Source organism: Ferrovibrio sp. GW821-FHT12F09, from assembly GCF_058806775.1.
Genome location: NZ_JBXAPZ010000001.1, coordinates 1007618 through 1034473, shown reverse-complemented (window position 1 = coordinate 1034473; position 26856 = coordinate 1007618). Strand labels below are relative to the sequence as shown.

The 26856-nt window shown below is 63.6% G+C and carries 22 protein-coding genes; 7 read left to right on the top strand and 15 right to left on the bottom strand.

Features of this window, described 5'->3' with window-relative positions; genetic code table 11:
- The first annotated feature begins 169 nt into the window (after positions 1–169).
- Positions 170–1894 carry an MFS transporter gene (locus AC1ROB_RS05345; RefSeq protein ID WP_492973344.1) on the top strand — a complete coding sequence of 575 codons (1725 nt, stop codon included), beginning with the start codon at positions 170–172 and terminating at the stop codon, positions 1892–1894.
- Positions 1895–2010: 116 nt separating this feature from the next.
- Here the strand turns inward: AC1ROB_RS05345 and AC1ROB_RS05340 are convergent, their stop codons facing one another.
- Positions 2011–3594: an ABC transporter substrate-binding protein gene (locus tag AC1ROB_RS05340; protein ID WP_492973345.1), complete on the bottom strand. Its 1584-nt coding sequence runs from the start codon at positions 3592–3594 to the stop codon at positions 2011–2013.
- Positions 3595–3709: 115 nt separating this feature from the next.
- On the opposite strand from AC1ROB_RS05340, the gene AC1ROB_RS05335 reads away from it, so the two are divergent.
- Positions 3710–5215 (top strand): M20 family metallopeptidase, encoded by a 1506-nt coding sequence (locus tag AC1ROB_RS05335; protein WP_492973346.1) that lies wholly within the window; start codon positions 3710–3712, stop codon positions 5213–5215.
- Here the strand turns inward: AC1ROB_RS05335 and AC1ROB_RS05330 are convergent.
- From AC1ROB_RS05330 to AC1ROB_RS05285, 10 genes are all read right to left on the bottom strand, one after another.
- Positions 5212–6018: an aspartate dehydrogenase gene (locus AC1ROB_RS05330; protein WP_492973347.1), complete on the bottom strand. Its 807-nt coding sequence runs from the start codon at positions 6016–6018 to the stop codon at positions 5212–5214. The two genes, AC1ROB_RS05335 and AC1ROB_RS05330, sit on opposite strands and share 4 nt — an antisense overlap.
- Entirely contained in the window at positions 6015–7853 is a 1839-nt protein-coding gene (gene recQ / locus AC1ROB_RS05325; RefSeq protein ID WP_492973348.1) for a DNA helicase RecQ, read from the bottom strand. The genes AC1ROB_RS05330 and recQ overlap by 4 nt, the downstream gene beginning before the upstream one ends.
- Before the next feature lie 66 nt (positions 7854–7919).
- A complete protein-coding gene (locus AC1ROB_RS05320; RefSeq protein ID WP_492973349.1) occupies positions 7920–8930 on the bottom strand; it encodes an alpha/beta fold hydrolase in 1011 nt (336 codons plus the stop codon).
- On the bottom strand, positions 8930–9748 hold the full coding sequence (locus tag AC1ROB_RS05315) for an isocitrate lyase/PEP mutase family protein (RefSeq protein ID WP_492973350.1): 819 nt from the start codon (positions 9746–9748) through the stop codon (positions 8930–8932). The genes AC1ROB_RS05320 and AC1ROB_RS05315 overlap by 1 nt, the downstream gene beginning before the upstream one ends.
- A 35-nt stretch (positions 9749–9783) precedes the next feature.
- On the bottom strand, positions 9784–10848 hold the full coding sequence (locus AC1ROB_RS05310) for a TauD/TfdA family dioxygenase (protein WP_492973351.1): 1065 nt from the start codon (positions 10846–10848) through the stop codon (positions 9784–9786).
- A 107-nt stretch (positions 10849–10955) separates the two neighbouring features.
- Complete coding sequence (gene hydA / locus AC1ROB_RS05305; protein ID WP_492973352.1) at positions 10956–12377, bottom strand: dihydropyrimidinase; 1422 nt, start codon at positions 12375–12377, stop codon at positions 10956–10958.
- Positions 12378–12391: 14 nt separating this feature from the next.
- Entirely contained in the window at positions 12392–13096 is a 705-nt protein-coding gene (locus AC1ROB_RS05300) for a GntR family transcriptional regulator (RefSeq protein ID WP_492973353.1), read from the bottom strand.
- Positions 13097–13103: 7 nt separating this feature from the next.
- Positions 13104–13799 (bottom strand): amino acid ABC transporter permease, encoded by a 696-nt coding sequence (locus AC1ROB_RS05295; protein ID WP_492973354.1) that lies wholly within the window; start codon positions 13797–13799, stop codon positions 13104–13106.
- A gap of 72 nt (positions 13800–13871) precedes the next feature.
- Positions 13872–14696 (bottom strand): ABC transporter substrate-binding protein, encoded by an 825-nt coding sequence (locus AC1ROB_RS05290; protein ID WP_492973355.1) that lies wholly within the window; start codon positions 14694–14696, stop codon positions 13872–13874.
- A 52-nt stretch (positions 14697–14748) separates the two neighbouring features.
- Positions 14749–15663 carry a dihydrodipicolinate synthase family protein gene (locus AC1ROB_RS05285; protein WP_492973356.1) on the bottom strand — a complete coding sequence of 305 codons (915 nt, stop codon included), beginning with the start codon at positions 15661–15663 and terminating at the stop codon, positions 14749–14751.
- A 126-nt stretch (positions 15664–15789) separates the two neighbouring features.
- Here AC1ROB_RS05285 and AC1ROB_RS05280 point away from each other — a divergent pair, with 126 nt between their 5' ends.
- The 5 genes from AC1ROB_RS05280 to AC1ROB_RS05260 are packed head-to-tail and all read left to right on the top strand — an operon-like array spanning position 15790 to position 22520.
- On the top strand, positions 15790–18732 hold the full coding sequence (locus AC1ROB_RS05280) for an FAD-dependent oxidoreductase (protein ID WP_492973357.1): 2943 nt from the start codon (positions 15790–15792) through the stop codon (positions 18730–18732).
- 9 nt (positions 18733–18741) lie between these two features.
- Positions 18742–19470 carry an amino acid ABC transporter ATP-binding protein gene (locus AC1ROB_RS05275; RefSeq protein WP_492973358.1) on the top strand — a complete coding sequence of 243 codons (729 nt, stop codon included), beginning with the start codon at positions 18742–18744 and terminating at the stop codon, positions 19468–19470.
- Positions 19471–19472: 2 nt separating this feature from the next.
- On the top strand, positions 19473–20507 hold the full coding sequence (locus AC1ROB_RS05270) for a phosphotriesterase family protein (RefSeq protein WP_492973359.1): 1035 nt from the start codon (positions 19473–19475) through the stop codon (positions 20505–20507).
- A complete protein-coding gene (locus AC1ROB_RS05265; RefSeq protein ID WP_492973360.1) occupies positions 20504–21175 on the top strand; it encodes a GntR family transcriptional regulator in 672 nt (223 codons plus the stop codon). The genes AC1ROB_RS05270 and AC1ROB_RS05265 overlap by 4 nt, the downstream gene beginning before the upstream one ends.
- Before the next feature lie 31 nt (positions 21176–21206).
- Positions 21207–22520 (top strand): M20 family metallopeptidase, encoded by a 1314-nt coding sequence (locus AC1ROB_RS05260; protein ID WP_492973361.1) that lies wholly within the window; start codon positions 21207–21209, stop codon positions 22518–22520.
- 15 nt (positions 22521–22535) lie between these two features.
- Here AC1ROB_RS05260 and AC1ROB_RS05255 read toward each other — a convergent pair whose 3' ends face one another.
- The 4 genes from AC1ROB_RS05255 to AC1ROB_RS05240 all read right to left on the bottom strand — a co-directional run bounded on the left by AC1ROB_RS05255 (position 22536) and on the right by AC1ROB_RS05240 (position 26854).
- Complete coding sequence (locus AC1ROB_RS05255; RefSeq protein ID WP_492973362.1) at positions 22536–23441, bottom strand: carbohydrate ABC transporter permease; 906 nt, start codon at positions 23439–23441, stop codon at positions 22536–22538.
- Positions 23434–24396, bottom strand: a complete 963-nt coding sequence (locus AC1ROB_RS05250; protein ID WP_492973363.1) for a carbohydrate ABC transporter permease — start codon at positions 24394–24396, stop codon at positions 23434–23436. Before AC1ROB_RS05250 ends, AC1ROB_RS05255 begins: the two co-directional genes overlap by 8 nt.
- A 72-nt stretch (positions 24397–24468) precedes the next feature.
- On the bottom strand, positions 24469–25701 hold the full coding sequence (locus AC1ROB_RS05245; protein WP_492973364.1) for an ABC transporter substrate-binding protein: 1233 nt from the start codon (positions 25699–25701) through the stop codon (positions 24469–24471).
- Positions 25702–25795: 94 nt separating this feature from the next.
- Positions 25796–26854 (bottom strand): ABC transporter ATP-binding protein, encoded by a 1059-nt coding sequence (locus AC1ROB_RS05240; protein WP_492973365.1) that lies wholly within the window; start codon positions 26852–26854, stop codon positions 25796–25798.
- Positions 26855–26856 lie beyond the last annotated feature (2 nt).

Genomic DNA, 26856 nt, shown 5'->3' with positions numbered 1-26856 from the left:
GCCACTCCACCCTAAACAGCCGCCAGTATTGCTGCGCTGCACCTTCGACTAAAGGAGGGGGGTACTTTGGACCTTGGTCTACGCCCTTCTACCGCCTCGATAATTTATGATTCCCCATCGGATCGCATCACAAAACGCGACCGTTTTCAGATGAGGGAAGGAACGCTTCATGAGCGCCAATATCGCAGCGGCAGGCGATCGTCGCCGGCCGATGACCAAGGATGAGAAGCGAGTCATTCTCGCCTCCTCCGCCGGTACCATCTTCGAATGGTACGATTTCTATCTTTACGGTTCGCTGGCCGCCGTGATCGGCGCACAGTTCTTCTCGGCATTCCCGGAAGCAACGCGCAACGTCTTCGCGCTGCTCGCCTTCGCCGCCGGCTTCCTGGTGCGTCCGTTCGGCGCGCTGGTCTTCGGCCGTCTCGGCGATCTGGTCGGCCGCAAGTATACCTTCCTTATGACCATCCTGATCATGGGCACCTCCACCTTCCTGGTGGGCCTGCTGCCCGGCTACAACACCATCGGCTGGGCCGCTCCGATCATTCTGATCGCGCTGCGCATGCTGCAAGGCCTGGCGCTCGGTGGCGAATATGGCGGTGCGGTGGTCTACGTGGCGGAACATGCCCCGCAGGATCGTCGCGGCTACTTCACCAGCTGGATTCAGACCACGGCCACGCTCGGCCTGCTGATGTCGCTACTGGTCATTCTGGCCACCCGCAACTATCTCGGCGAAAAGGAATTCGCCGAATGGGGCTGGCGCGTACCGTTCCTGCTCTCGATCATCCTGCTGATCATCTCGGTCTATATCCGGATGCAGATGGAAGAGAGCCCGGCCTTCAAGAAGATGAAGGACGAAGGCAAGCAGTCGAAGGCGCCGCTGTCCGAAGCCTTCGGCCAGTGGAAGAACGCCAAGTTTGCCGTCCTCGCCCTGCTCGGCCTCACCGCCGGCCAGGCCGTGGTCTGGTACACGGGCCAGTTCTACGCGCTGTTCTTCATCCAGAACGTCCTGCGCGTCGATCTGCTCACCTCGAACGTGCTGATCGCCTGGTCGCTCATCATCGGCACCGCCGGCTTCATCTTCTTCGGCTCGCTGTCTGATCGCATCGGCCGTAAGGTGATCATCCTCGGTGGCTGCCTGGTTGCGGCTATTACCTACTTCCCGGTCTTCAAGTACATCACCGAGACCGCGAACCCGGCCCTCCACAAGGCGCATCAGAGCACCGAAGTGGTGGTCATCACCGATACGAAGACCTGCTCGTTCCAGTTCAACCCGACGGGCACCTCGAAGTTCACCAGCCCCTGCGATATCGCGAAAGCTCAGCTCGCGCGTAGCTCGGTGAACTACAAGACCGAAGACAAGCCGGGTGCAACTGACACCATCGTCCGCATCGCCGGTAAGGAGATCCCGTCCTATGACGCCTCCAAGCTGACGGGCGACGCGGTGCGCACCACCCCGGCGGCCTTCGTCAAGTCGGTCAACGACGCGCTCGGCGCTGGCGGTTACCCGGTTCCGGGTGCGGCCAACCCCGAGATCGTCAAGGTCAGCGGGTTCTTCGACATCTTCCGGGCCCAGCCGTTCAAGCTGGTCGTCGTGCTGACCTTCCTGGTCATCCTGGTCACGGCGGTGTACGGCCCGATTGCCGCGGCGCTGGTCGAACTGTTCCCGACCCGCATCCGCTACACCGGCATGTCGCTGCCTTACCATATCGGTAACGGCTGGTTCGGCGGTCTGCTGCCGGCATCGGCCTTCGCGATGAGCGCGGAGACGGGCGATATCTACTTCGGTCTGTGGTACCCGATCGTGATCGCGGTCGGCACCCTGATCATCGGCTCGCTCTTCGTTCCGGAAAACCGGAACAAAGACATCTTCGCCGAAGACTACAAGTCAGCCTGACGGCTGGCTGTTACAGGAAAGGCGCCGGGGCAACCCGGCGCCTTTTTTGTTGCCTGTGTCGTGGCCGCAAAAAATCCGGCCGGCAGAGCCGGCCGGGGTCCATGCATACCAGCAGGCTACTTCGCCGGCTTGATGAAGTCGGCGCGCACCATCTGGTCGTTGCGGCCCGAATAGCTGACGGTCTTCTTCATCGCCCAGGCCGACTGCTCGTAATGCAGCGGCAGCAGGCCGTAATCCTCAACCACCATCTTGCTGGCTTCCTGCAGCAGGGCACTGCGCTTGGCATCATCCACCGTGCCCATGGCCTGTTCCAGCTTGGCATCCATTGCCGGATTGGAATAGCGACCCTTGTTGGTGGTGCCCATGCCCTTTTCACGATTGGGCGTGGCCACCAGCGAGCGCAGCGCGTTGCTCATTTCCTGCGACGACCAGCCCGCCATATAGGCGCTGTATTTCAACTCGTCACGGTTCTTGAAGAAAACCGGCGGTACGGCACTGTCCACCTTGGTCTTCACGCCGGCCCGGGTCCACATCGCGGCAATGGCCTGCGCCACCTTGATGTCGTTGATGTAGCGACCATTCGGCGTCCCCAGCGAGATGCCGAAGCCGTCAGGATAGCCGGCTTCGGCCAGCAGGGCCTTGGCTTTGTTCAGGTCATACTTGTCCGGCTTGGAATCCTGCCGCGTGCCAAACATCGGGAAAGGCAGGAAGTCGCCGGCTGGAATGGCCAGGCCTTCCATGATGCGCGACGAGATCGCATCGCGGTCGATCGCCAGCGAAAGTGCCTGGCGCACCCGCTTGTCTTTCAGCGGATTCTTGCCGTTGGTGCCCTCGATGCCGATGCTGGGCTCGCCCACATGATCGACATGGATGTAGATGATGCGGTTGGACACGGCCTGGCTGACATTCAGCTTCGGGTCCTTTTTCAGCTTCTCGATATCGTCGGTCGGCGGATCCTCGATCAGATCGACGTCACCGGCCAGCATCGACGCGGTGCGGGCGGCCGAATTCGACATCGGCCGGAAAGTTACGGTCTTCCAGTGCGGCTTCGGACCCCAATAGGCGTCGTTGCGTTCCAGCACCAGCTGATTGCCGCGCTTCCATTCGACAAATTTGAACGGACCGGTGCCGATCAGGCCCTGGCCCTGGTTGAGCGACTCTGACGTCACGCCCTCGGCCACCTCGGTCTTGGCCATCTTTTTCGGCATGATGGTCATCTGCGACACGTCAATCGGCAATGCCGGCGCCGGGCCATCGGTCTTGATGCGCAGGGTCAGCGGATCGACAATCTCGTAACCGGCGATCTGCCGGGTGTAGACCGTATAGGGCGACGGGCTGTTCGGCACCTTGGCGGCGCGCTGGAAGGTGTAGACCACGTCTTCGGCGGTAAACGGCGAGCCGTCGGAGAATTTCACATTCGGCCGCAGTTTGAATTCCCAGGTGGTATCGTCGAGCGGCTTCCATGAGGTCGCCAGGCCCGGATAGAGCACACCCTTCTCATCCGACATGACGAGCGCATCATGGATATGGAACGCGATCTGCAGGTTCGGCGTCAGCGCGTGGTATTGCGGATCGAGTGAGCTGGGCTCGGTCTTCAATCCGATCTTGAGTTCCTGCGCCATCACCGGCTGCGCCAGCGTGAGCAGCGCCGCCAGACCGACCAGAGCCGTTGTGCCAAGTACCGTTCGTTTGAGTGCCATCGCCGTCAATCCCCGTTCGTTTGCAGATAAGCGTTATGTGTCGTGCTTCTTACGAGCCGTCCGGATTTAGAGTAGAAGAAAGCCGCCGACCCTGAAAAGCCAAAACGGAAGTCTCATGCAGGATATTGCCCGTATTAACGCCCTGATCGATGCCAAGGCCGCGGCCGGTCTGACTCTAAGCGATACGGTCTGGGATCTGGCCGAACTGCGCTATCAGGAACACGGCGCTGTATCCGCGCAGATCGCTCTGCTGGAGCAGGAAGGCTTCCGGATCACCCGCGATGTCGCCGGCATTCCCACCGCTTTCATGGCGGAGGCAGGCCATGATACCGGCGGCGGCAATGGTCCGCTAATTGGTTTGCTGGGCGAATACGATGCCCTCTCCGGCCTTGGCCAGGTGTCGGGCGTGACCGAGCGCAAGCCCAGCAGCCAGGCCAATGGTCAGGGCTGCGGCCATAATCTTTTGGGTGCCGGTGCTGTGCTCGCCGCCATCGCGGTGAAGGACTATCTGACGGAGCACAAGATTCCGGGCCGCGTGCGCTATTACGGCTGCCCGGCAGAAGAAGGCGGCTCGGGCAAGACCTTCATGGCCCGTGGTGGGCTATTCAAAGACCTGGATGCCGCGATCTGCTGGCATCCGGGCAATTTCTGGGGCGTCATGTCCGTCAACAGCCTGGCCAATATCCAGGCCTATTTCCGCTTCTCAGGCCGTGCCGCCCATGCGGCAAGCGCGCCGCATCTGGGCCGCAGCGCGCTGGATGCCGTCGAGCTGATGAATGTCGGCGTCAACTACATGCGCGAACATATGCCGTCGAATACGCGCGTGCATTACGCCGTCACCGATACCGGCGGCATCTCGCCCAACGTGGTGCAGGCCAGGGCGGAGGTGCTGTACCTGGTGCGCGGTCCGTCGGTGACCGAGGCCACGAAGCTGTTCGAGCGCGTGAAGAAGATTGCCGAGGGTGCGGCGCTGATGACCGAGACCCAGGCTTTTGTCGATTTCGACAAGGCCTGTTCGGAAGTGTTGCCCAACACCGCGCTGGAATGGGCCATGCACCGTAACATCCAGAAACTCGGCCCGGTGCAGTTCGACGACGCCGATCGTGCCTTCGCCGAGCAGATGCGCAAGAACGCACTGACGCCGGAAGATGTGTTCTCGTCCTTGCGCAGCGTGGGCGAGCCCACCTCTTACGACAAACCGCTGCATGACGGCATCCTGCCCTTCGACGGTACGCCGCGGCAGCTCTACGGCTCCACCGATGTGGGCGATGTCAGCTGGCTGACACCCACCGTTCAATGCTGGGGGCCGTGCTTTGCGGTGGGAACACCCGGCCATTCCTGGCAGCTGGTAGCCCAGGGCAAACAGCCGGCCGCCCATAAGGCCATGGTGGCCGCCGCCAAGGCGATGGCCGCCACCGCCATCGACGCTCTGACCGACGAGGACCTGCTGAAAGACGCGCGCGCCGAATGGGAAAAGCGCACCAACAACCAACCCTATCAGTGCCCGATTCCGCCTTTGGTAGAATTGCCGTTCGAGCGCAAGAACAAGGCCGGCGTGCTGCTGGGCGGTGGCGCCTCGCCGTTCACGGCCGCGCCACTGACCCGTGCCAAGCCGGTTTAGGCAAAGGTCAGCAGCGCATGGCGATTGGCCAGCGCAGCCAGAACGCTCATGCCGGTGATCGCCGAGGTCTTTGGGTTGGCATCGCTGCTGCGCCCGGCGACGATCACGGTGAGATGCGAACTGTCGCTCTCGGCCTCGATGCGGCCGGTATTGCCAAGCGCAGACGGATCGGCCACCAGTCGGACCTCGGTGCGATCCAGCCCCAGACCGGCCAGCGCCACGGTGGCGGCGAGGTTGGCGTTCTTCGGATAGGTTAGCGCCGCCTCGCGCGCACTACCGCTGAAGATCACCGTGGGTACGGCCAAAGACGCCAGATCGAAGGCCGCTTCGGCCGGCGTGCCCATCCAGGCTTGTGGCGGCTTGGTGGATGAATAGGTCACGCGATGCAGCCCGTCCGGTCTCATCGCCAGCAGACCATCGAGGCCGGCAATCGCACCGACCGGAATCACCAGCCGGCCGCCGCTAGCTTTTGCAGCCTGTTGCAGGCGGTCGCGGAAACCGTCATCGGCCAGCGCGCCGGTGGAAATGACAAACATCTCGCAGCCCTGCCGCAACACGGCCTCGGCGCAATCCACCACTGCCGGCTGGCCGGCGGTTTCCACCACGATATCCGGCTTCGTAGCCAGGAAGGCCGACAGGTCGTCGGTGACTGTCAGCTGCGGCCAGGCGGTGCGCACCTCGGTCAGCTGGCGCGTCCGCACCAGCAAGGCAGTCAGGCGATAGCCCTCAAGCGGTGCCGTCAGCCACGCTGCCAGGATCGACTGCCCGATGCCACCGAAGCCGATCAGGCCGATGGCCTTCATGCCGCGCGGTGCTCAGGCGCATGAGCCAGCACCACATCGAGGAATGCCTGGCCGAAGCGTTCCAGTTTGGCCTGGCCGATGCCGTGGATATCTGTGAGGCGATAGAGCGTGGCCGGCCGCTTGACCGCCAGTTCCAGCAGCGTGCGGTCGGAAAAGATCACATAGGCCGGCTGCTGCAGTTCGGTGGCGAGTTGGCGCCGCAGGTCCTTCAGCGCGGCGAGCAGGATCTGGTCCTCATGCCCCAGCGTGATTTCCGCCGCCGAAGACGAGCGGCCGCGCTGGCTGCGGCCGCGCTTGCCGCTGACCGCCTCAACGCGCAGCTCGACGCGGTTCTGGCCTTTCAGCACAGCGCGGCCGGCATCGGTGAGGAACCAGCTGCCATGGCCGGCGATATCCAGATCGACCAGGCCGGCACCATAAAGCTGACGGAAGATCGAGCGCCAGGCATTGGCATCGCGATCCTTGCCGATGCCGAAGGTGGGCAGGCGATCATGCTCATTGCGCAGGATGGCGTCGGTCTTGTTGCCGATCAGGATCTGCACCAGATGCTCGGTGCCGTAGCGCTGGCCGGTGCGCATCATGGCCGACATCGCCTTCTGGGCCTCGATGGTGCCGTCGAAGCGCGCCACGCCGTCCTGGCAAAGGTCGCAATGGCCGCAGGGCTCGGACTTTTCGCCAAAATAGGCCAGCAGGGTCTGGCGGCGGCAGCGCGGCGATTCACATAGCGCCACCAGGGCATTGAAGCGCTGGCGTTCGATGCGCTTGCGCTCGTCGGACGTCTCGCCCTCCTCGATCTGCATGCGACGGAAGCGCATATCGTCGAGGCCATAGAGCGTCAGCGTCTCGGCCGGCAAACCATCGCGACCGGCACGACCGATTTCCTGGTAATAGGCCTCCACATTGCGCGGCAGGTCGGCATGGCAGACATAGCGCACATCAGGCTTGTCGATGCCCATGCCGAAGGCGACAGTCGCCACCATCACCACGCCATCGTCGCGCAGGAAGGTGTCCTGGTTGCGGTCGCGCAGGCGCTGCTCCATGCCGGCATGATAGGCCAGGGCATTATGGCCCATATCCTTCAGCCCGGCCGCCATCTCCTCGGTGCGCTTGCGAGAGGAGCAGTAGACGATGCCGCTCAAGCCCCGCCGTGCCGCAATGAACTCGCCGATCTGGGTGCGCGCACTGGCCTTGGGCAGCATCATCAGATGCAGGTTGGGCCGGTCGAAACTGCGGATGAACTCGCGCGGGCGCTCGACAAACAGTTTGGCGATGATATCGGCCCGCGTCGGCGCATCGGCCGTGGCGGTCAGGGCAATGGTGGTGATATTGCCAAGCTCGGCACGGATATTGCCAAGACTTAAGTATTCCGGGCGGAAATCGTGGCCCCATTGCGACACGCAATGAGCTTCGTCGATCGCCAGCAGTTTCGAGTTGCTCCGCTGCAGCAGCGCCACCGTATCGGACCGCACCAGCCGCTCGGGCGCCACATAGAGCAGGCGCAGGCTGCCGTCGCGAAGCTCGCGGTGGATACGACGGTATTCGGCCTCATCGATGGATGAGTTGAGCGCCGCGGCATTGACGCCAAAGCCCTGCAGCTGGCGCACCTGGTCGCGCATCAGCGCGATCAGCGGCGACACCACGATGGCCAGGCCGCCGGTGAGAATGGCCGGCAGCTGGTAGCAGAGCGATTTGCCCGAGCCGGTCGGCATCACCGCCAGCACATTCTCGCCGTCCAGCAGTGCCTGCACGATCTCGGCCTGCCCGGCGCGAAAGCGCTCGAAGCCGAAAACCCTGTGCAGGGTATCCTGTGCCGCGTCCAGAGAGGAAGATGTCATGCCGATTCGCTATCCTGCATTCTGGATAGCAAAGCGCCGGCTGGATAGCAAAGCGCTGAGTAGCAGTCAGCCCAGCCAGCGGCGAACCTGCGCCTTCAGATAGGCGATATCCTCGGGGTTCTGCACCGGATTGCCGGCACGATGGCCCCAGATGCTGGGAATGGGACTCAATTCCGCCTGCGCCAGATATGGCAGTTCAGCGGCGTTATCGGCGACACGGAAATACAGATCGGTCTCGCCCGGCATCAGCAGCACTCTGGCACGGATGGCGCCCAGCGCCTTGTGCAGGTCGCGGTTGTAAAGCGGATTGTCGCTGATATCGCCGGCGAACCAGGTGCGGAGTTGGGCATAGAGATCGGCGGCCGGGCGCAGGCCATAACGCTCTTCCCAGCCGGTGCGCAGATAGGTTTCCAGATCGGGTGCGCCCAGGGCAGTGAGATGCAGGTTGGCGCGATAGAAATCCTGGCTCAGCGCCCAGCCGGCATAGATGCGGCCAAAGGCGCGAATGGCGGCTTTCGGTTCGGCCGAAAAGCGGCCATGACCGATATGCTCGGGCGCCGCCTCCAGCGTGGCCATCAGGCTGGTGAGGAAAATCTGGTTATGCACCGCCGTGCGGGCACTGCCGCAATTGACGATGATCGCCTGCATCGCATCGGGGAAGTTGGCGGCCCAGTGATAGGCCTGCTGCGCCCCCATCGACCAGCCGTAAACGGCATGTAGCGTTTCGATGCCGAACTGCTGCTGCAGGAAGCGGCGCTGGGCCTGCACATTGTCCCAGGCGGTGACCAGATGCGGATAGTCCGGTGTGTTGGACGGGCTGGAGGACAGCCCGTTGCCGAACATGTCAGGGATGACAATGAACCAGCGCGTCGGATCGAGGATACCGTCCGGACCGATCAGCCATTCCAGATCGGGATGCCGCGCCGAATAGCTGGTCGGATAGAGCACCACATTGTCACGGGCCGGCGAGAGCACACCATGGGTTTTCCAGCTGATGAAGGCGCTCTTGATGGTTTCACCGGACTGGACCTTCAGATCGCCGAGATCGAAGCGGCCGGACTGGGTAGGCCAGGTCATTACTGTTTCCCCTTGAAGAGCGAATTGAGTTCGATGCCCGGCATGGCACGGCCGAAGCCGGCGAAACTGCCAGCCTCGGCAATCTCCTTCGCCACCCGCATCACCTCGCCATAGGCCGCGCGCGCCAGCGAACCGCCGACGCTGATGCGGCGCACGCCGAGTTTCGCCGCCTGCTCCACTGTATGGCCCATGGTCAGCAGGTTCACCGGCTTGCCGCCGGCGGCCTGCACCACGGCCGCAATCTGTGCCTCGTCCTTGACGCCCGGCGCGTAAAGACAATCGGCCCCGGCCACCGCAAAGGCCTTGAGGCGCTTTACTGTCTCGTCCAGATCGGGACGGCCGACGAAAAAGCCTTCGCTGCGCGCGGTGAGAAGTATCCCGCTGCCACTTCTGTCGATGGCGGCCCGGGCCGCAGCGATGCGCTTCACGGCGAGATCGAAGTCATAGAGCGGCTGCGCCTTGTTGCCGGTCGAATCTTCAATCGAAAGCCCGGCAATACCGGTCTCTATGGCCAGGGTCACACTGGCCGCCACGCCATCGGGGTCATCGGCGAACCCGTTCTCGAAATCGGCATTGACCGGGATATCGGTGGCTGCCGTCAGCAGCTTCAGATGTGCCAGCACATCGGCACGCTCGACCTTATTATCTGACCGCGCCATCGACCAGGCCATGCCGGCGCTGCTTGATGCCAGCGCCTTGAATCCCAGGCTCTGCAGCATCACCGCGCTGCCGGCGTCGAAGGGGTTGGGAATGACGAAACAGCCGGACTCGTGCAGACGGCGGAAGGTGGCGCATTTTTCGGCGGCACTGACAGGCATGGAATCCTCCCTGAGGTGACGGCCCTTTATCTGGGTCAGATCGCTTCGTAGGGTACCGTCAGCTGCGTACCCGGCACAATGATGCCGCCCCGGTCGCCCGGCGTGACGCTGCCGAAACGCTGGGCATAAGCGGGCGGCAATGGCCGCGCCTCTTTCGGGGCCAGCCAGAGGCGCAGCAAGTGGCGACGCCGGGCCGGCTCGGCCCAGTCGTCGAAGGCCGTGCGGTCATGCAGCAGGGCATGGTTGTTCACCAACTGCACATCGCCGGGCTGCAGTTCCATATGGAAGTTCAGCGCCGGATCGTTGGCCAGCGCATCGAACAGATCATAGGCCTCGACCTGGGCCGGCGTCAGCGGCGGCACCTCGGCGAAGCGGCGGGCCGATTCGATATACTGGCGCTGGTAGATCGCCGAGAGATAGCCTTCATGCCAGTTGTAGGTCGGAATGGTAAAATACGGCTTCTCGCCCACCGGCACCTCGCCACGACGATCGGTCTCGATCGGATCGAACAGCAAAGCGGCCAGATCAGGCCGGCGCCGACGCATCTCGTTGAAGATGGTGACCGAGCTGACCAGCGCCGAATGGCCGCCGGATTTCGCCACCTGCAAACAGAGCAGACCGACAATGTCGCAGGAGTCGGTATGGAAGGTCTGGCGCTCGTGGGTCTGGTAGATCCGCACATTCGGATCGTTGCTGCTCAGGCCCATATCCTTCACATGGCCAAGCACATGGCCGCGGGCATTCTGAGAGCGCGCGCTGCCCAGATGACAGCCGATGCCAAGAAAGGCAATCGCCGCCTCGCGCAGGCTCCAGCGCTGCACCGGCAGGCCGCGCAGCAGTGCGAAGCCGCGGCCGTCCATGACCTCATGCCGCAGGTTGGCCAGACGCGGTCCGAGCGTCGGCAACGGAAAGCGCGCCGGCGCGAGCGCGGCGGCGTTGCAGTGCGGATCGGCGGCCAGCGGCTTGAGCGCGGCCTCGACTTCGGCAATTTCGGCCGGCGTGAAATGCCCGAGCCAGGAGCCATCGCGCAGCATGGCGGGCCCGTACCAGGCCGAGGCATCGGTGATTTCCGGCGGCAGGGCCGGTGCGCTGGCGATCATGATGATATTCCGTGAGACTGATGACTTAGGCAGTCAGGAAAATACATCAGGAACCGGGCCACCGCACAACCGCCACAACTGAAGCGATCGAAAATCCTCCGGACGGATCAGGCCGCCGCCTTCGGCTTGGCCATATCCGGCAGGTCGCAGGGCAGGAATTCACCGCGGCCCTCGGCGGCAACGAACTTGCCCTTCTCCACCACCACGTCGCCGCGCGACAGCACGGTCTCCGGCCAACCCGTGACCTCCAGCCCCTCATAGGGCGTGTAGTCGACATTATGATGCAGCATGCTGTTGGTGATGGTCACCTGGCGTTCGGGATCGTAGATCACGATATCGGCGTCAGCCCCGATGGCCAGCGTCCCCTTGCGCGGATAGAGGCCATACATTTTGGCCGGATTGGTGGCGGTCAGCTCGACAAAGCGCTGCAGGCTGATGCGGCCCTTCTTCACGCCTTCGGAGAACAGGATGGGCAGTCGGGTCTCGACGCCGGGAATGCCGTTCGGCACCCAGTTGAACGGCGTCTTGTCGCCGCGGATCATCTTGCCTTTCGGGTCGTTGTAGCGAAACGGCGCGTGGTCCGACGACAGGATCTGGAATACGCCGCTGGCCAGACCGTCCCAGATTGCCGCCTGGTTGGCCTTGTCGCGCGGCGGCGGGCTGCAGATGCATTTCGCGCCCTCGAAGCCATGGCCGTGCAGGTCATGCTCGGTCAGCACCAAGTACTGCGGGCAGGTCTCGGCATAAATCTTCATGCCGCGGCCCTGGGCCCAGTGAATCTGCTCGACCGCTTCGCGGCCCGAGACATGCACGATCAGGATCGGCACATCGGCCAGTTCAGCCATGGTGATGGCGCGATGGGTTGCCTCGCGCTCTACGGCCATCGGCCGCGAGGTGGCGTGATAGCGCGGTTCGGTATGACCCTCCGCCAGCAGCTTGTCGGTCAGCCAGCTGATGAAATCGGCATTCTCGGCATGAATCATTGCCATGGCGCCGTCGCGCCGCGCCACGGTCAGCAGATCGAGCACCTGGCGGTCGTTCAGCTTCATGTCGTCATAGGTCATGTAGATCTTGAACGACGTATAGCCGTCGCGAATCAGGGCCGGCAGATCCTGGCCGATCAGCTGCTCGGTCGGATCGCTGACGATCAGGTGGAAGGCATAATCGATAAAGGCCTTGCCGGTGGCGCGGCGATGGTAGTCGGCCACGGCGTCGCGCAGCGGCTGGCCCTTAAACTGGATGGCGAAGGGAATGATCGTGGTGGTGCCGCCGCAGGCCGCCGAACGCGTGCCAGTATAGAAGTCGTCGGCCAGCACCGAGCCGTCGCTGGTTGGCTGATCGAAATGGCAATGGCCATCGACACCACCCGGCAGCACCAGCCGGCCGGTCGCATCGATATCGGTCTTCCCCGGCGGCAGGGTCGCGGCAATGGCAGCAACCTTGCCGTTTGCAATACCGAGGTCGGCCTTGAAGACATCGGTTGCCGTGACCAGGGTGCCATTGCGGATAACGGTATCGAACTGCTGCATTGCGATCTCCTGCTTTACCTGTAATAGCCGTCAGGGTTGGCCTCTGCGGCAATCGAACGCCGGACCTCGTCCTGCAGATTGCGCAGATGAGCCAGCATGGCGGCTTTGGCCGCTTGCACATCGCGGCGCTCGGCAGCCTCCAGAATGGCCAGATGCTCCTCGTCGATTTCGGTCTTGCGATGGAAGGCGCTGGACAGGCGGAACAGGCGGGCGACCACGCGCATTTCGGTAATCATGCGGGCCAGTGTCGCCTGCCCGGCCAGCCGGGCGAAGAAGGAATGAAACCGGTTGTCGTTCTGCCAGTGCGCCATGTCGTCGGCGTCGTCAGCCTGCGTGATCGCAAACAGCCCACGACGCAGCTCGACCAGGTCGGCATCGCTGATCAGCGGCATGGCTTTTTCGATGGCGAGGCATTCCAGCACCTCGCGCAACTGCATGCATTCGAAGAATTCACGGATCGAGACGGCACGCACGCGATAGGCGCGATCGCTGGCGCGTTCCAGCAGACCTTCGCCGACCAGCCGCACCAGAGCCTCGCGCATCGGTGTCCGCGAGACCTGCAGCCGTTCGGCCAGCCGTCCCTCGGGCAGTTCGGCGCCGCCCGGAATCTGGCGACTGAGGATCAGCTCCCGCAGATGTTCGTAGGTCTGGTCTCCGAGATTGACGGCCTTGCCGCTCGCCAGGTCAATCGTCGGTGCAGACCGGACCAGGGCGCTCATGGCCGCCTCAATGTGCTTCGGCGATACTGACCGTCTTGTAGGCGCGGCCGAAGCGGTTTTCGATGCGGCGCTGGATGATATCCCAGACCGATGTCATGAGCAGGTAGTAGAGCGCCGCAACCGTGAACAGCTCCAGCACTAGGAATTTCTCCTGGATCAGTATCTGCGTGCTGCGCAGCAGTTCTTCCATCGAGATCACCGAGGTGACGGAGGTAGTCTTGAGCAGGCCATTGACGCTGTTGCCCAGGGCCGGGATGACGATGCGCAGAGCCTGCGGCAGCACGATATAGATCATCACCTGCGCCGAATTGAGGCCAAGCGCACGACCGGCGTTGCTCTGGCCGGCGGCAACACCAAGGATGCCGCCACGAATGATTTCCGACAGATAGGCGGCTTCGTTGAGAATCAGGCCAACCAGGGCCGATTCAATCACCGAAAGCTTGATGCCGATCTGCGGCAGGCCGGTATAGATGATGATCAACTGCACCAGCAGCGGCGTGCCGCGAAAGATCCAGATATAGCCCTGTGCCAGAACCGACATCCAGCGATACGGCGACAGACGCAGCAGCGCCAGCAGGCATCCGACCACCAGCCCGCCGGCAATCGCCGCGAGCGTCAGCCACAGGGTGGTGACTGCACCCTTCAGCAGATAGCCGTTGAAAAGGTATTCGTAAAAGCCTTCCCAGTGCCAGCCCTTGCCCATCTCGATGCCTTCCGTTTACGCGCGATAAAAGTGGCGGTGGCGCAGCTTCCTGCGCCACCGCCGGTCGTCATCTTACATGCTGGGGCCTTTGACGGCGAAGGGCTCGGTATTGGCCAGCAGGCCATATTCGGCCATCAGCTTGGCATAGGAGCCGTCCTTCATCATGTCATTCAGCACCTTCACGACGGCTGCGCTCAGCGCCGTGCTCTTCATCGCCAGCGATACCGGCGTCGGGAACATGCCGTGCAGGGCACGATCGAACTCGCCGCGCTTGGCATATTCCGCCGCCGTCGGGTCGATCGAGACGGTCGCCTCGGTCTGGCCGGCGCGCAGGGCCTGATAGGCCGTGGCGAAGTTGTCGAAGGTGCGGATGGTGATCGGCTTCAGACCCTTGTCGGTCAACGACTTGTCGAGCTCCTTCAGCTTGCGCTCTTCGAAGCCGCCAAGCTCCACGCCAACCGCACGGCCAGCCAGGTCTTCCGGCTTGGCGATCTTGAGCGGGTTGCCCTTGGCCACCGAGATGCTGATCGCCTGCGATTCATAGTTGATCATCTGCATCATCTTGGCGCGCTCTTCGGTCCAGAAGATGCCGGTGTTGATGATATCCCAGCGGCCGGCCTGCAGGCCGGGGATCATCGCCGAGAACTCGATGCGGATATATTCCGGCTTCAGGCAGAGCCGCTTGGCGACCTCTTCGCCCAGCGTCACGCGCATGCCCTTCAGCGCACCGGTGGAATCGACGAACTGCATCGGCGGCAGGGTCGGATTGGTGGACATCACCAGCGTGCCGGGCTTGACCAGCTCGGAATCCGCCACGGCGGGTTTGCACGACTGTGCATAGGCCGGTAGCGCGAATGCCACCAGTCCGGCGGCAAGCAAGATCTTCGGAAACGTCATGATAGCTCTCCTGTGTCGATATGCATGAACCTGACTCCCACCCTTCCCAGCGCTAGGCCGCGGCGTTCGACCTTGCGTCCAGAGAATTGAGCAACCCGAGCGCCGCCATATCGGCGCGCAAAGCTTCGATATCGGCTGCAGGCAGCGGCAGGCGCGGCGCGCGCGGCTGGCCTACCGGCAATCCCATCATGTCGAGACCGGCCTTGGAGGCAGCGACATAGCGATGCCCGCCAACCCAGCGGACGATCGGCAGGATCTTCCGGTAGAGCGCCAGCGCCGCATCCTTGTCGCTGTGATCGGCAACCAGCTCGAATAATTTTGCCGAATCGTGCGGCAGCAGATTGGAGCAGACCGCCACCCAGCCCTGTGCGCCGAGCCAGAAGGACTCATAGCCCAGGATGCCGGCAAAGACGGTCATACGGTCGCCGCAGAGTTCGATGATGTCGCGCACGCGCGTCACCTCGAGCGTCGATTCCTTGATGTAGAGCACGTTGTCGATCTGGCTGAGCCGGGCCACGATCGGCGGCGTCAGGTCGACATTTGCGGTGGCGGGATTGTTGTAGATCATCACCGGCAGCGAGATCGCCTCGCCGATCCGGCGGTAATGCTCGAACAACTCATCCGGTGTCGGGCTGCTGTAATAGGGCGGGATCACCATGATGCCGTCGGCGCCGAGACGTTCGGCTTCCTTGGCATATTCGACGCCGTCGCGGGTCCATTCGGCGCCGGTGCCGATCAGCACCGGCACGCGGCCCGCGGCTTCCTTCACGCAGACCTCGATCACCTGCTGGCGCTCATCGCGGGTCATGGAAAGGAACTCGCCAGTGCTGCCAAGCGGAATCAGGCCGTGGATGCCCTGTTCGATCTGCCAGTTCACCAGCCGCTTGAGGGCGGGAACATCCACCGCGCTGCCATCGGCGGTGAAGGGGGTAATCATAACGGTGTATGTGCCACGAAACGGCTTCATCGGAGTCACCAGGGAACTGTCTAAAAAATAGCCTTGCCTTTATACTGATTGTATACTAAGCGTATACAAGCGTCCAGTGCAATTTTATGTCCCCTGATGCCCGCCGACGATAATACTGTTTCGCCCATGCGCCTCCGACATCCCGCCATCCGGCCCAGCGGCGAAGCTGTTCAGATTGTTTATGACAATCAGAGTGTTACAGCCCTGCCGGGGGAGACCATTGCGGCCGCCCTGGCCGCCAGCGGGATGGCGGCCTTCCGCCATGACCGGGCGGGCCGGCAGCGCGGCCTCTATTGCGGCATGGGTGCCTGCTTCGACTGCCTGGTCACCGTGGATGGCCGGGCGAACCAGCGCGCCTGCCTGACCAAGGTGGCGGCCGGCCAGGTGATCCGCTCGGCCATGCCCTCGGGCCGCCCCGACGACCAGCTCAGTCCTCTGACGCCCGCGCCAACAACCACTGCGCCGACCGAGCAAACCGTCGATGTGCTGGTGATCGGCGCCGGACCGGCCGGGCTCTCGGCCGCCAGGGCGGCGGCCGAACGCGGTGCGCGCGTCACCGTGCTGGACGAACGTCCGCAGAGCGGCGGCCAGTTCTACAAACCGCTGGCGCCGTCACATCACACCGAGACGCCGACCGACCGGCAGTTCCGCGCCGGCCTTGCCCTCACCGCCGCGACGCGCGCCGCCGGCGTCACCATCGTGCAGGAAGCCAGCGTCTGGGGCGCCTACAGTGCCGGCGAGGTCTCCGCCGTCGTGGATGGCGCCGCCATCGTCTACCGGCCGAAGCAGCTGATCCTCGCCCCCGGCGCCTATGAACGGCCGGCCCCATTCGCGGGTTGGACGCTGTCCGGCGTGATGACCACCGGCGCGGCGCAGACGCTGGCACGCGCCTATCGCGTGGCCCCGGGCCAGCGTGTCGTCATCGCCGGCAACGGGCCGCTGAACCTGCAGCTCGCCTGCGAGTTGATCGATGGTGGCGTCGAAGTGGTCGCCGTCCTGGAAAGCGCGCCGCGTCCTGCCCCGCGCCAGTGGCGCGCCATGCTGAGCGCGCTGCGCACCGCGCCCGACCTGATCGGCGACGGCCTGCGCTATCTGTGGAAACTGAAGCGCGCCGGCGTGCCGGTTCTGTGGTCGCGCGCCGTACTCTCGGCTCATGGCGATAGGCGGCTGCAAAGCCTGCGCCATGCGCCGCTGGATGCCGACGGCCGTCTGCGCAGCGAACAGGCGATCGAGATTCCCGCCGATACGCTTTGCCTCGGCTATGGCTTCATACCCTCCACCGAGATCGCCCGCGCACTTGGCTGCACGCATACTCTGGTCGACCGCCATCTCGGCTACCTCGCCACCGAGACCGCAACGGATGGTGCCACCAGCCTGCCCGGTGTCTTCGTGGTTGGTGACGGCGCTGATCTCGGCGGCAGCCGCGTGGCCCTGGCGCGCGGCACGCTGGCCGGCGTCGCCGCCGCCACGGCACTGGGGCTGCCCGATACCGATCCGCAACAAACCATCCAGGCCCAGGAGGACTTTCTGCGCGCGCAGGATTTCCAGGCTGCACTCTGGTCGATCTACCAGGCGCCGCCGGTGCATCTGGATCAGGTGGCTGACACGGCTTTGCTCTGCCGCTGCGAAGAGGTCAGCTTCGGCCAGGTGCGCGCCGTGATCGCCGCCGGCCATGACACGCTGGGCGCGCTGAAACGTAACACCCGCCTCGGCATGGGCCGCTGCCAGGGCCGCTACTGTTCGGCCACCGCCACCCTGTTGTTGGAACAGAAGACCGGCCGCCCACGCGCGGTCGAGCAGTATCTGGCCCCACGCCTGCCGGCCAAGCCGGCGCCCGCCGGTGCCTTCGCCTTCGAGAAGCCCGAATGGGGTGGCCACCAGCGTGCGATCACGCCCAATCTGGCGCGCGCCACCGAGACGACCATGCTGCCCGAGCAGCAGGCGGATATCCTGGTGATCGGTGGCGGCGTGGTCGGCGCCTGCCTGGCCTATTATCTGTCGCAGGCCGGGCAGGATGTGCTGGTGGTCGAGCGCGACGATGCCAACATGCAGGCTTCGGGCGCCAATGCCGGCAGCCTACATGTGCAGCTGCTATCCTTCGATTTCGGCGCCAAGGCCGAGGCCGGCGGTGGACCTGCGGCCGCCACCCTGCCGCTGGGCCCGCTGTCGGTGGCTTTGTGGCAGGACCTGCAGCGCGACTGCGGCGAGGATTTCGAGGTTCGTATCACCGGCGGCCTGATGGTGGCCGACAGCGATGCCGGCATGGATTTCCTGAAGGCCAAGGCGGCACTGGAAAAGCGCTACGGCATCGAGAATGAGATCATCGGCGGCAACGAACTGCGCCGGCTGGCCCCCGCCCTGTCGGACAAGCTGATCGGCGCCGAACTGGCCCCGCAGGAAGGCAAGATCAATCCGCTGCGCGCCACCTATGCCGTGCTGGAAAAGGCCAGACAGCAGGGCGCGCGATTCCAGCGCGGCACCAATGTTACCGCCATCGGTCGCGATGGTGCCGGCTGGCTGGTCCAGACCACACGCGGCCGCATCCGTGCCGGCCGCATCATCAATGCCAGCGGCCCATGGTCGCGCGAGACCGGCCGGCTGGTCGGTATCGACGTGCCGGTGCACAGCGCGCCCTTGCAGATGATCGTCACCGAACCGGCACCGCCGCTGGTCGGCCATCTGGTCGCCCATGCCGACCGCCATCTCAGCCTGAAGCAGGTATCGACCGGCGGCCTGGTGATCGGCGGCGCCTGGACCGCCAGCTTCGACGAGACGCGACGCTTCAATACCGTCAACCGCGCCAGCATCGAAGGCAATCTCTGGGTGGCCAACCATGTGCTGCCGCAGATGAGCGGCCTGCATGTGGTGCGCGCCTGGGCCGGCATGAACATCAATATCGACGGCGCGCCGATCATCGGCCCCGTGCCCGGTCTGCCCGGCTTTTTCAACACCGTGACCTCGAACGGCTACACGCTGGCGCCCGTGGTTGCGCGCCTGACCGCCGACATGCTGCTGCACGGCCGCACCGAGATCGATGTCACGCCCTTCCTGATTGACCGTTTTGCATAGAGGTACCCCATGATCGAGATCCAGAATGTCAGCAAGACCTATGGCACCTTTCAGGTCCTGAAAGACTGCACGGCCTCGGTGCGCAAGGGCGAAGTGGTGGTGATCTGCGGTCCCTCCGGCTCAGGCAAATCCACCCTGATCAAATGCGTCAACGGCCTGGAACCTTTCGAGCAGGGCAAGATATCGGTGGATGGCATCGATGTCGGCGCGACGGCTACGAACATGCCGGCCCTGCGCGCCAAGATCGGCATGGTGTTCCAGAATTTCGAACTGTTCCCCCATCTCACCATCCTGCAAAACCTGACGCTGTCGCAACGCAAGGTGCTGAAGCGCTCGGGCTCGGAAGCGGAAGACAAGGCGATTGCGCTGCTCGAACGCGTCGGCCTGAAGAACCAGGCACAGAAATTCCCCGGCCAGCTGTCCGGTGGCCAGCAGCAGCGCGTCGCCATTGCCCGCGCCCTCGCCATGGATCCGATCGCCATGCTGTTCGACGAGCCGACCTCGGCGCTGGATCCGGAGATGATCAACGAGGTTCTGGACGTGATGGTGGAGCTGGCGCAGGACGGCATGACTATGCTCTGTGTCACCCATGAGATGGGCTTCGCCAAGAAGGTGGCGCATAAGGTGATCTTCATGGATCATGGCCATATCATCGAAGATTGCTCGAAGCAGGAGTTCTTCGACACCCAGCGCTCCGAGCGCGCCCAGCAGTTCCTCGCCAAGATCCTGCATCACTGACCATGACCGGCAGCAGCGGCTATGCACAGACTGTGACCGGGCCGATCCCGGCCGCGGCGCTTGGCCGGACGCTGATGCATGAACATATCCTGTGCGATCTGCGCGATCCGCTGCGGCGACGCAAGCCGGCAGCCTGGCCGCCGATCACCATGGAGAACCGCTTCGAGATCGACTATTTCCAGAACCGGCATCAGGACAACATGCTGCTGGACGAGGACGATGTGGCGCTGGCGGAACTGCAGCGGTTCCACACCGATGGCGGCCGCTGCATTGTCGAACTGAGCACCGGCGGATTGTCGCCGCAGCCCGACCGGCTGGCCGCGCTGTCACAGGCCAGCGGCGTGCATATCGTCATGGGCGCTGGCTTCTATACCCAGCCCTACCTCGATCCGGCCACCGCGCAGGCGCCGGTCGAGGACCTGGAGCAGCAGATCGCGGCCCAGATCGACGGGCCGGGGGTACGCGCCGGCATCATCGGCGAACTGGGCTGTTCCTGGCCGCTGCAGGACAGCGAGATGCGCGTGCTGGCAGCTGCGGCCCGGGTACAGCGCCGCACCGGGATTGCCATCAGCATCCATCCCGGCCGCCACACCGACGCGCCAGAACAGATCGCCGATATCATGCTGGCCCAGGGCGCCGATCCGGCACGCACCGTGCTGTGTCATATGGACCGCACACTATCTGACCCAGATCGCATGCTGGCACTGCTCAACCGAGGCTTTGTGCTGGAATGGGACTTTTTCGGCATCGAGACCTCGCAATACTGGATGGGCGAGTACGACCTGCCGACCGACTATATGCGGCTCGACTTGATTCGCCGCCTGATCGGCCAGGGCCATCTGCAGCGAATCGCCATATCGCAGGATATCTGCATCCGCACCCGCCTCACCCGCTATGGCGGCCATGGTTACGGTCATATCCTGCGACACGTGGTTCCGATGATGGCCCGACGCGGCTACACTGAGCCGGAGATCGAGCAGATTCTGTCCCACACCCCCGCCCGTCTGCTCGGCTACCGATCTGGACCCGACGCATGAGCAAAGACCCAATTCCCCTGCAGGCTGCCGCGACCGGCGGCATGAACCTGTCCAACATGGCCTACCGGGCCATCATGGACATGATCCTCGACCGCCGCATCACCAGCGGCGAAGTGATCATCGAGGATCGCCTGGCCAGCGCGCTGAGCATTTCCCGCACGCCGATCCGCGAAGCGCTGGTGCGGCTGGAAAGCGAGGGGCTGGTCCGCAAGGAAGCCAACCGTCCCTATCGCGTCCGCCAGGTCACCAACCGCGAATACTTCCAGAGCATGCGCCTGCGCGAGATTCTGGAAGGCGAGGCGATTGCCAGCGCCGTCGAAAAGATCGACCCGGCCCGCCTGCAGAAGATCAAGGACGAGATGCTGCGGCTCCGCGACGAGCCGAAAATCCGCGTCGAGGACCACTGGGCGGCAGACGAAGAGCTGCACACCATGATCGCCGATGGTTCGGGCAATGCGGTGATGGCGCAGATCATCCGCGATCTGCGCGTGACCACCCGCATGTTCGAACTGTCGGGCCTGCCATCGCGGATTCGCCCGGATTCCGATGAGCATCTGACCATTATCGCGGCGCTGGAAAGCCGCGAGGCGACCGCCGCCCGCGCAGCCATGGAACAGCATATCCGCAGCCTCGCCACCGATGTTCTGAACGAGATCGCCAAGGGCTAGCCAGCCCGCTGCATGAAAGGCCAGGTTCGTCTTGGAATCGACCACCGCCGGAAGCCTGACCGAAGCGATTGCCGCCACGGCCGACCGCGAATCTGCAACGACCCTGGCATTCCTGCAGGACCTCATCCGCCTCGCGCGCCAGGGCGAGGATGCCATCCAGGACCATATCGCCGCTGCTTTGCGCGACCTGGGCTGCCGGATCGAGGAGTTGCGCTACCGCCCCGCCGAGGTGCCCCTGATCGAGGAATTCGCCGTCGGCCACGCGATTCCGCCGCGCGAACGCCGCAGTGTGATCGGCATCCTGCCCGGCACCGGCACGGGCCGCAGCCTGATGCTGTTTGCGCATCCCGACCCCGAGCCGCTGACCGGTCTGGATCGCTGGCAACGCGATGCCTTTGCCGCCACGGTGGAAGCCGGGCGGCTTTACGGCTGGGGCGCCGCCGATGACCTGGCCGGCATCGCCATGATGGTGCAGGGTCTGCGCATTGCGCTTGCGGCCGGCATCCGGCCGGACGGTACCCTCACGCTGGCCAGCACGCCGAGCAAGCAGCATGCCCGTGGTGTGGCCGCGGTGCTGCATGGCGGTTACAGCGCCGATGCCGCCCTGTATCTGCACCCGGCCGAATCCGGCGTGGGCATGCAGGAGATCAAGGCCTTTGCGCCCGGCCAGCTGGAATTCCGCATCACCATTGCCGGGCGCCTGCCGGAGACGCAGGAGCCGGCGCATACCGCCTTCGCTCATCTGGCCATCAACCCGCTCGACAAGGCCTGGCTGGTTTGCGAAGCCCTGCGCGACCTTGACCGGACGCGCGGCGAGCGGGTGCGGCACCCGGCGCTGCAGGCTGCCATCGGCCGGTCCACCAACCTGCAGATCTCCAATATCCAGTGCGGCGACCCGTCGCGCCTCAGCCGCCTCGACAGCTTCTGCACGATCGGCTGCGCCCTGTCCTTCCCGCCGCCCGAACGCCTCGATGCCGTGAAGGGGGAGGTCGAGGCCGCCATCCACCGGGCGGCCGCCGCCGATACCTGGCTCAGCGCCCATCCGCCGCAGATCGAATGGATCGCCGGCGTCGGCGCGGCGGAGACCGCGCCCGACGATCCGCTCTATGCGCTTGTTGCCGACGCAGTAACGGCAACCACGGGACTGGTGCCGCGGGTCAATCCGCTGCACACCGCCAGCGACATCCGCAATCCCATCATCCAGAAGGGCATGCCCACGGTCGGCCTGGGGCCGCTCTGCGGCAGCCTGACCATGGCCGGTGCCCAGGACGAATGGGTCGATGTCGCCGATTTCCAGCGCGCCGTCCGCGTGACGGCAACCGTTATCGCACGCTGGTCGCGCTGACCCTGCGGCCGCGCCCTATTCCTTCACGGCGCCGGTCATCGCCGAGACGTAATGCTCGACGAAGAAGGCATAGAGAATAACCAATGGCAGCGACCCGACCAGGGCGCCAGCCATCAGCGAGCCCCAGCGATAGATATCGCCATCGACGAATTCGTTGACGATGGCCACCGGTACCGTCTTGTTGGTCACCGACTGCAGGAAGGTGAGCGCATAGATGAACTCGTTCCAGCATAGCGTGAAGCAGAAGATGAAGGCCGAGATCAGGCCGGGTATCGAAAGCGGCAGGACGATCTTGGTCAGAATCTGCCAGCGCGACGCGCCGTCGATCAGCGCGCATTCCTCCAGCTCAAACGGGATGGTTTTGAAATAGCCCATCAGCAGCCAGGTGGAAAACGGGATCAGGATCGTCGGGTAGACGAGGATCAGCGCCAGCGGGCTGTCGAACAGACCATACTGGAACACCACCGTGGCCAGCGGAATGAACAGGATCGAGGGCGGCACCAGATAAGCGAGGAAGATCAGCCCGCCGACGGTCTGCGCGCCCCGGAAACGCAGGCGCACGATGGCATAGGCGGCCAGGACACTGGCGATCAGCGATAATGCGGTCGCGCCGGCGGCGACATACATCGTGTTCCATAGCCATCGCGGATAATTGGACTCGAACAGAAGTTTCTTGATGTGCTGGAATGTCGGCTCCCAGGTCCAGAACGGGCTGACCCGCTCCATGTCCAGCAGCTGTTCGTTCGGCTTGATGGAGGTGAGCGCCATCCAATAGAACGGAAACAGGAGAATCACCAGGAACAGACCCAGCGGCAGGTATAGCGTCACCAGCCGCCGCGGTATGGATTCCAGATAGCTCATGCCCTCGGAGTGGTCGTTCGCCGCCACGCTGGCTGCACCCGTTGCCCTGATGTCAGTCATTGTCGGACCCCTGCTGCCATTTCCGCCTTTGGAGGCCGAACCACGAAATCATGATCGCGCCGAGCAGGAACGGAATCATCGCCGTGGCAATGGCCGCGCCTTCGCCAAGCTGCCCCGCTATGATGCCACGCTGATAGGACAGGGTGGCCATCAGATGGGTCGCGTTCACCGGACCGCCGCGGGTCATGGCCCAGATCAGCTGGAAGTCGGTGAAGGTGAAGAGCACCGAGAATGTCATCACGACAGCGATGATCGGCGTCAGCAGCGGATAGGTGATGTGGCGGAAGCGCTGCCAGGGCGTGGCGCCATCCAGCGTCGCAGCTTCATAGAGCGACGGCGAAACCGTCTGCAGGCCGGCAAGCAGGGTGATGGCGACAAAAGGCACGCCGCGCCAGATATTGGCGAAGATGGTGGACCAGCGCGCATTCCAGGGATCGCCGAGGAAATCGATATTGGTCGTAATCAGGCCCAGCTTCTTCAGCGACCAGGAGAGGATGGAGAACTGCGAATCGTAGATCCACCAGAAGGCGATGGCCGACAGCACCGTGGGCACGATGAATGGGATCAGCACGGCGGCGCGGATCAGAGCCTTGAAGGGGATATGCTTGTTCAGCAGCAGCGCCAGGTAGAGGCCGGCGACGAATTTCACCGCACTGGCAACGATGGTATAGAGCAGCGTGTTGAAGACGGAGAGCCAGAAGGTCGAATCGCCCTGCAGCCACTCGTAGTTCTCAAGACCGATGAACACACCGCCCCGGCCGATCTTGGTGTCGGTAAACGACAGCCACACGCCGAGGCCCAGCGGGTAAGCGAGGAACAGCACCAGAATCCCCAGTGCCGGCAGCATGAACCAGTAGCCGAGCCAGGTCCGGTTCGACTTGAGCTGGCTCCAGGCGCTGACCTCCATCTTCTGTGGCGGGCGCCGGACCATCGGTTTATTGATCACATCAACCATGCGTTTCCCGATCAAGTGCCGTGCTGGAAAAGAGAGAACCACGGGCAGGGTGCTGCCCGTGGTTCATGCTCCTCAACGATAGATTCGCTTGGCCTGCCGTTCGGCGACGGCAATGGCGCCCTTGATATCCTCGCGACCGGTTGCGTAATTCGCAAACATGTCGACGACGATGAAATCGGCAACCACAGCCGCCGCTTTCTCGCCAAGAGAGCCAAGCCCACCGGGCGTCAGCGTCCGCTTCGACACGTCGCGATACGGCGTGCGCTTGGGATCCGACGTCCAGACCGGGTTGCTGTCATAGGCGTTGAGGAAGTGCGACAGATACCCCTGCGCCGCCTCGACCCACGGATTGAAGTTCTCCGCCTCCAGCATGAACGCCGTAAAGGCCTTACAGGCCTGCGGCGCCTTGGTGAAGTTGAAGGTCAGGATCGGGAAGGCCAGATGCAGTTCAGTCGGCTTGCCGACCGGGCCGACCGGCATATAGGCATGATTCATGTCATCGGCGACGGCCTTGTTTTCCTTCTGGGCCGCCACATAGACCGAAATGCCGTTCGAGGTGAGATGCAGATCGCCGGACACGAAGATCTTGTTGTTCGACGAGTCATTCCACGACGCGGTGCCGGGAATGAAGTTCTCATACAGCGCCTTCACAAACTCCAGCGCCTTCGCGGTCTCGGGCGAATTGATGATAACCTTGTCATCCTTGTCGACCATATTGCCGCCATGCGACCACAGCGCCCAGTGCAGCCAGGTGTTGGCATCGCCCGAGGCATGACCAAGCGCGAAACCGGCCGGCGTGTTGTTCTTCTTGAGCGCCTTAACCAGCTCAAGGAAGCTGGCGGTGTCTTTCGGGAATTCCTTGAAACCTGCCTTCTCCATCGAGGAGATGCGGTAGTTCATCAGGCCGCCCGTGGTTGCCACCGGAATGCCGATCCACTTGCCGCCGGACTTGCCATACATTTCCGCCGCTGGCGTCCAGCCGCCGTATTTCTTGCCGAGATAGTCGGCAACGTCGGTCTGGTCTAGGCATTTCTGCGGGAAAAGATGCGGCAGCGAATACAGACCCCAGACCATGTCGAGGCCCTGGCCGGTATTCGCCACCACCGAGGCTTTCGGCTGGATGTCGTCGAACGACTCGTTCACGACATTCACCTCGACCCCTGTCGCGGCCTTGAAGGCGCTCACCATCTTCATGAAGGCGGCATCTTCGGCTTCAACGAAACGGCGCCAGCGCATCAGGTTGAGCTTGGCGCCGGCTTCGGGTTTCCAGGGCGCGGTCTGCGCCCAGGCTTTGGCCCAATCCATGAACGCGCTGCTGCTGAGCATGGCCGCAGCCGCGGATCCTTGAACGAATGTACGACGAGTAATGTCTTTCATCAGTCGCTTCCTCCGTTGATTATCAGGCGTTCAGCCTTTTTCCAGTCGACGCGTCAAACAGGTGGGCAAGCCCTGGGTTGGGTTTGAGCCGGATCTTGTCGCCCGGTCTGAATTTGTGGCGTTCGTGAAATACGGCGATGACATCGTCGCCACCAAGCCGGGCAGCAACCATGATTTCGGATCCGGTCGGCTCGACGACCCGCACTTCGGCTTCCGCGCCATCATCGGCGAGGGCGAAATGCTCGGGGCGGATGCCATAAACCGCCGGACGCCCGGCAGACCCCGCAGGTGCGTTCGACAGCGGCAGATGCAGACCGCCATCGCTCTCGAAACTGCCGCCATTGATCTTGCCGCGCACGAAATTCATCGCCGGAGAGCCGATGAAGCCGGCGACGAACTGGTTGTCCGGCCTGTCGTAAAGATCGAGCGGCGCGCCGATCTGTTCGACGCGGCCGTCATGCATGACCACGATCTTGTCGGCCATGGTCATGGCCTCGACCTGGTCATGCGTCACATAGACGGTGGTGGTCTTGAGCCGCTGGTGCAGCTCCTTGATCTCGGTGCGCATGGCCACACGCAGCTTGGCATCAAGATTTGACAGCGGCTCGTCGAACAGAAAGACCTGCGGATCGCGCACAATGGCGCGGCCCATGGCCACGCGCTGCCTCTGGCCACCGGAAAGCTGGCGCGGATAGCGGGCGAGCAGCGGCGTCAGGCCGAGGATGGCGGCTGCCTGATGGACGCGCTGGTCGATTTCGCTTTTTTCGGCGCCACGCAGCATCATGGAAAAGGCCATGTTGGCTTCCACGGTCATGTGGGGATAGAGCGCGTAGTTCTGGAACACCATGGCGACGTCGCGCTCTTTCGGCGGAACGTTGTTGACCACATGGTCGCCAATTGAAATCTCACCACCCGTAATGTTTTCGAGCCCGGCGATCATTCTCAGCAGCGTGGATTTGCCGCAGCCTGAAGGCCCGACGAGCACGACGAATTCGCCATCGGGGATATCGACCGAGATGCCGTGCAACACATGCGTCGCGCCGAACGCCTTCCGGACGTCGCGGCAGAATACACCGGCCATTA

Bases quoted from the DNA above. Each gene is read 5' to 3' on its own strand.
- AC1ROB_RS05345 (WP_492973344.1), top strand. From the start codon at position 170: ATGAGCGCCAATATCGCAGCGGCAGGCGATCGTCGCCGGCCGATGACC.
- AC1ROB_RS05340 (WP_492973345.1), bottom strand. From the start codon at position 3,594: ATGGCACTCAAACGAACGGTACTTGGCACAACGGCTCTGGTCGGTCTG.
- AC1ROB_RS05335 (WP_492973346.1), top strand. From the start codon at position 3,710: ATGCAGGATATTGCCCGTATTAACGCCCTGATCGATGCCAAGGCCGCG.
- AC1ROB_RS05330 (WP_492973347.1), bottom strand. From the start codon at position 6,018: ATGAAGGCCATCGGCCTGATCGGCTTCGGTGGCATCGGGCAGTCGATC.
- recQ (WP_492973348.1), bottom strand. From the start codon at position 7,853: ATGACATCTTCCTCTCTGGACGCGGCACAGGATACCCTGCACAGGGTT.
- AC1ROB_RS05320 (WP_492973349.1), bottom strand. From the start codon at position 8,930: ATGACCTGGCCTACCCAGTCCGGCCGCTTCGATCTCGGCGATCTGAAG.
- AC1ROB_RS05315 (WP_492973350.1), bottom strand. From the start codon at position 9,748: ATGCCTGTCAGTGCCGCCGAAAAATGCGCCACCTTCCGCCGTCTGCAC.
- AC1ROB_RS05310 (WP_492973351.1), bottom strand. From the start codon at position 10,848: ATGATCGCCAGCGCACCGGCCCTGCCGCCGGAAATCACCGATGCCTCG.
- hydA (WP_492973352.1), bottom strand. From the start codon at position 12,377: ATGCAGCAGTTCGATACCGTTATCCGCAATGGCACCCTGGTCACGGCA.
- AC1ROB_RS05300 (WP_492973353.1), bottom strand. From the start codon at position 13,096: ATGAGCGCCCTGGTCCGGTCTGCACCGACGATTGACCTGGCGAGCGGC.
- AC1ROB_RS05295 (WP_492973354.1), bottom strand. From the start codon at position 13,799: ATGGGCAAGGGCTGGCACTGGGAAGGCTTTTACGAATACCTTTTCAAC.
- AC1ROB_RS05290 (WP_492973355.1), bottom strand. From the start codon at position 14,696: ATGACGTTTCCGAAGATCTTGCTTGCCGCCGGACTGGTGGCATTCGCG.
- AC1ROB_RS05285 (WP_492973356.1), bottom strand. From the start codon at position 15,663: ATGAAGCCGTTTCGTGGCACATACACCGTTATGATTACCCCCTTCACC.
- AC1ROB_RS05280 (WP_492973357.1), top strand. From the start codon at position 15,790: ATGCGCCTCCGACATCCCGCCATCCGGCCCAGCGGCGAAGCTGTTCAG.
- AC1ROB_RS05275 (WP_492973358.1), top strand. From the start codon at position 18,742: ATGATCGAGATCCAGAATGTCAGCAAGACCTATGGCACCTTTCAGGTC.
- AC1ROB_RS05270 (WP_492973359.1), top strand. From the start codon at position 19,473: ATGACCGGCAGCAGCGGCTATGCACAGACTGTGACCGGGCCGATCCCG.
- AC1ROB_RS05265 (WP_492973360.1), top strand. From the start codon at position 20,504: ATGAGCAAAGACCCAATTCCCCTGCAGGCTGCCGCGACCGGCGGCATG.
- AC1ROB_RS05255 (WP_492973362.1), bottom strand. From the start codon at position 23,441: ATGACTGACATCAGGGCAACGGGTGCAGCCAGCGTGGCGGCGAACGAC.
- AC1ROB_RS05250 (WP_492973363.1), bottom strand. From the start codon at position 24,396: ATGGTTGATGTGATCAATAAACCGATGGTCCGGCGCCCGCCACAGAAG.
- AC1ROB_RS05245 (WP_492973364.1), bottom strand. From the start codon at position 25,701: ATGGATTGGGCCAAAGCCTGGGCGCAGACCGCGCCCTGGAAACCCGAA.
- AC1ROB_RS05240 (WP_492973365.1), bottom strand. From the start codon at position 26,854: ATGGCCGGTGTATTCTGCCGCGACGTCCGGAAGGCGTTCGGCGCGACG.